At 73.8% G+C, this 3,515-nt stretch carries 5 protein-coding genes; 3 read left to right on the plus strand and 2 right to left on the minus strand.

Going from position 1 to position 3,515, the window contains the following annotated elements; genetic code table 11:
- Positions 1-940 (plus strand): aminotransferase-like domain-containing protein (locus ACTIR_RS21255; protein ID WP_034237927.1); only part of this gene is annotated, 940 nt, incomplete at its 5' end.
- 11 nt (positions 941-951) lie between these two features.
- The gene (locus ACTIR_RS0102415) at positions 952-2,049 is read left to right on the plus strand and encodes a D-alanine--D-alanine ligase family protein (RefSeq protein ID WP_026453092.1); all 1,098 of its coding nucleotides are present in this window, start codon (positions 952-954) and stop codon (positions 2,047-2,049) included.
- Between the two features lie 48 nt (positions 2,050-2,097).
- Here ACTIR_RS0102415 and ACTIR_RS0102420 read toward each other — a convergent pair whose 3' ends face one another.
- Positions 2,098-2,649, minus strand: a complete 552-nt coding sequence (locus ACTIR_RS0102420; protein WP_026453093.1) for a DUF3515 domain-containing protein — start codon at positions 2,647-2,649, stop codon at positions 2,098-2,100.
- 20 nt (positions 2,650-2,669) lie between these two features.
- The gene (locus ACTIR_RS0102425) at positions 2,670-2,903 is read right to left on the minus strand and encodes an Lrp/AsnC ligand binding domain-containing protein (RefSeq protein WP_026453094.1); all 234 of its coding nucleotides are present in this window, start codon (positions 2,901-2,903) and stop codon (positions 2,670-2,672) included.
- A gap of 166 nt (positions 2,904-3,069) precedes the next feature.
- Between ACTIR_RS0102425 and ACTIR_RS21260 the strand changes: the two genes are divergently transcribed.
- Positions 3,070-3,515, plus strand: a 446-nt coding sequence (locus ACTIR_RS21260; protein WP_034237990.1) for an AIR synthase related protein, incomplete at its 3' end; no start/stop codon positions are given.

Genomic DNA, 3,515 nt, shown 5'->3' on the forward strand with positions numbered 1-3,515 from the left:
GTACCGGTCGGTGATCACCCAACACCTGCTGCGGCACCGGGGACTCGACGCCGCCACCCAGTCGGTGCTGGCCACGGGCGGCACCACGGCCGCCGTCATCGAGATCGCCGCGGCGGCCCTGCGCCCGGGCGACGTCGTCGCCGTGGAGGAACCCGGCTACCAGCGCGCCGTGCGCGCGTTCCGGTACGCGGGGATGCGGGTCGTGCCGGTCGGGGTGGACGGCGAGGGACTGCGGTGCGCCGACATCCCGCCCGGGGTGGCCGCCGTGTACTGCTCACCCGCGCACCAGTACCCGATGGGCTGCCGGATGAGCGCCTCCCGCCGGGTCGCCCTGGTGGAACGCGCCCGCGCCGACGGGTTCCTGGTATTCGAGGACGACTACGACGGCGAGCTGCGCTACGACGTCGCCCCGCTGCCGATGCTGGCCTCGCTCGCGCCGGACGTCGTCGTGCACCTCGGCACCACGAGCAAGATCCTCACGCCGACGCTCGGCGCCGGGTGGATGGTCGCCCCGCCGGGGGTGGCCTCGGCCGTGCTCGACTACCGCGACGTCACCGGCACCCGCGCCTCCCCGGCGGGGCAGCGGGTGCTGGTGGAGCTCGCCCGGCACGGTGACCTCGGCAGGCACCTGCGGAAGTTGCGCCGGGAGCTGTCCGAGCGGCGGTCGATGCTGACCGGCGCGCTACGCCGCGCGGGGGTGCCGTACCTGGGCGACGACGCGGGCGCGCACCTGGTGGTGCCCCTGGAGTCCGGGGACGGGGAACGACGCAGGCTCGCCGAGGGACGCGAACGGGGACTGCTGCTCGACGGGTTGGGCAGGCACTTCGCGGGCACTCCCCACGCGGCGGGCATCGCCGTCGGGTACGCCGGCTGCTCGCGTGCGGAACTGCGAGAGGTGCTCGGGGTGCTGGTCGAGGTGCTCCGGCCGAGGCGAGGGTAGGGTGCCGACCCATGAGTAGCCGCAAGACCCGAGTGGCCGTCGTGTTCGGGGGACGCAGCACCGAGCACACCATCTCCTGCGTGTCCGCCGGCAGCGTCATGGGCAACCTGGATCCCGACCGGTTCGAGGTCGTGCCGCTGGGCGTCACCCCGGACGGTGGCTGGGTGCTCGGCACGAGCGATCCCGAGCAGCTGCGCATCCACGGGCGGGACCTGCCGTCGGTGGAGTCGGGGGACCCGCTCGTGCTCGCGGGCGACCCCACCACGGGCGGGGTGGTGCGCCTGGAACCGGGGCGGCGCGCCGAGGTGCTCTCCGGGGTGGACGTCGTCTTCCCCGTGTTGCACGGGGCCTTCGGCGAGGACGGCACGATCCAGGGTCTGCTCGAACTGGCCGACCTGCCCTACGTCGGCGCGGGGGTGCTGGCCAGTGCCGCCGCGATGGACAAGGAGTACACCAAGAAGCTGCTGGCGGCCGAGGGCCTGCCGGTCGGCGACTACGCCATGGTCCGCCGTGGACAGTCGGCACCGGACGCGGCCGACGTCGAGCGGCTGGGGCTGCCCGTGTTCGTCAAGCCCGCCAGGGCCGGATCCTCGATCGGCATCAGCCGGGTCACCGACCGGGCACAGCTGGACGAGGCGGTGGCCACCGCACGGCGGACCGACCCGAAGGTGCTCGTGGAGGCCGCGGTCACCGGGCACGAGGTCGAGTGCGGGGTGCTGGAGTTCCCGGACGGACGGGTGGAGGCGTCGCTGCCCGCCGAGATCCGGGTGGTCGGCGACGACGCCGACGCCTGGTACGACTTCGAGACCAAGTACCTGGGCGAGGCCGCCGAACTGGACATTCCCGCGAAGCTGGACGACGAGGTCACCGAGCGGCTCCGGGCGTGCGCGGTGCGGGCGTTCCACGCGCTCGACTGCCAGGGACTCGCCAGGGTGGACTTCTTCGTCGGCGACGACGGCACCCTGACCATCAACGAGGTCAACACCATGCCCGGTTTCACCACCACCTCGGCCTACCCGAAGATGTGGGAGGTCACCGGGCTCGACTACCCCTCGCTGCTGTCCACCCTCGTCGACACCGCGCTCGCGCGCGGCACCGGCCTGCGCTGACCCCGCGGCCGCCCCGGCGCCGGATGCCGCCCGGTGCGGCCCGTGGGCTCACCCGAACTTCAGCGGAACCTCGGGCAGCGTCTCCCGGACGGTGTCCGAGGTCTCCTGCAGCGGGCCGGTCCCGGCCTGCTCCGGCACCGTCAGCGCCACGTACACCTCGCGGTCGACGGCGTAGAAGGTGGTCGACCCCTGGCCGGACACGGGCAGCCACTGCACCCCGTTGACGACCTGCAGCGGTGAGGTGCGCGTCAGTTCCGGCGGGCGGTCGAGGCCGCACCGCAGCACGACCGGGTTGTCGACGCCCCAGGCGAGTGTGGCCGGTGGCGCCGGCTCGGCGAGTGTGCGGCGTCGCAACTGCTCGTCCTTCGACTCCAGCGTGTCCGGCGCGGCCGCGGTCACCCGGTCGCACTGCGGAGTGTCGGCCTCCGGGGCGGGGATCGACACCAGCGGCAGCGGTCCGGGCGGCTCGGCGGACCCGCCCTGGTCCTCCCCGTCGGGGGAGGCGACGAGTCCGAGCACGACGACCGCGACGGCGAGCGCCGAGGCCAGTGCCGCGGCGACGATCAGACGGGCGCGTGGGGGAGCTGCGGTGTCGCTCACGACCCCACTACATCACAGCCTCACAGGTGGACGACGGGGCAGGTCAGCGTCCGTGTGATCCCCTCGACGTTCTGCACCCGGGCGACCACGAGCCTGCCGAGCTGGTCGACGTCCTCGGCTTCGGCGCGGACGATGACGTCGTAGGGTCCGGTGACGTCCTCGGAACTGGCGACCCCGGGAATGTCGGCGATCTCGGCGGCCACCGCGGCCGCCCTGCCGACCTCGGTCTGGATGAGGATGTATGCGTGCACCACGGCGCTGCGCCCCTTCGTGTCGGCCGCCGGCGGCGACCGGCGGACAGGGAACCCGGTGGACACCCGACGGCGGCCGGGCACCCGACAGGCAAGGTACCGCAGCGTCGCGAGGATCTCAGATGCGCGGATCCGGTGTCGCGCATCGACCAGAGAAGCGGAGGTGTGTGTGGAACACGACTCGACGCCCGGTGCGGACACCGTGGCGGGCGCCGGTGAGTTCGGCCTGATCCACGCGATCACGACGGGGCGGCCCCAGCCGTCGGGCACGGTGCTCGGCCCCGGCGACGACGCCGCGGTGGTGGCCGCTCCCGACGGCCGGGTGGTGCTCACCACGGACACGCTCGTCGAGGGCGTGCACTTCCGTCTCGACTGGTCCACCCCCGCCCAGGTGGGGCGGAAGGCGGCGGCGGTGAACCTCGCCGACGTCGCCGCCATGGGGGCGACGCCGACCTCGGTCGTGGTCGGTCTCGCGTGCCCGGGACAGACCCCCGTGACCACCGTCACGGAGCTGTTCGACGGGCTCGCCGCCGAGGTGGGGCGCACCCGGGCCGGTGTGGTCGGCGGGGACACGGTGCGGGCCGACAAGCTGATCATCGGGGTGACCGCGCTCGG

Source organism: Saccharomonospora iraqiensis subsp. iraqiensis, from assembly GCF_000430445.1.
GTDB lineage: Bacteria > Actinomycetota > Actinomycetes > Mycobacteriales > Pseudonocardiaceae > Saccharomonospora > Saccharomonospora iraqiensis.

Excerpts from the sequence above, each read along its gene's own strand:
- ACTIR_RS0102415 (WP_026453092.1), top strand. The coding sequence starts at position 952 with ATGAGTAGCCGCAAGACCCGAGTGGCCGTCGTGTTCGGGGGACGCAGC.